At 34.2% G+C, this 480-nt stretch carries 1 pseudogene; it reads right to left on the bottom strand.

From position 1 onward, the window contains the following. Positions 1-367 precede the first annotated feature (367 nt). Positions 368-480, bottom strand: a pseudogene (locus tag ACJ5GX_RS03800) (hypothetical protein); the annotation flags it as partial.

Here is a 480-nt window from a genome sequence, read left to right on the forward strand (position 1 = left end):
AGGAGGACATTTATTCAGTAGGTAGCCAACAATTTCTGAGTACACTTGCTTACACACAAACTAAAAACAAAAACAATGTTGTCACCGAAAAGGCGATGACGTCAGCTTTGCTGTTTTTCAGTCATCTCCTGACCGGTTAAATATCATCGGTGACAGACAATAATTACCAAAGACTTATTCATAGAAAGAAAATCTTACAATATAAGTACGTAATTAAATAGGAAACCGATAAGTAAATGATAACAAAAGTTATAATATTAAGATGTGTAGGTGGATAATAATACTATAATTATATCAAAACCAATACAAACAGAACCCAACAATTCTTAATATCCACCTAAGTTTACTATATTAATGAAGTGTGATCGATCACTACTAATTTTGGCTCTTTACTACTTCCCTGTGCTACCCCAAGCAATGCTCCCATTTTTTTCTCTTCCATCTGCTTCTTACCAAGCACTTCGATTTCAAGGCCAAGCT

Source organism: Wolbachia endosymbiont of Tuta absoluta (genome assembly GCF_059414725.1).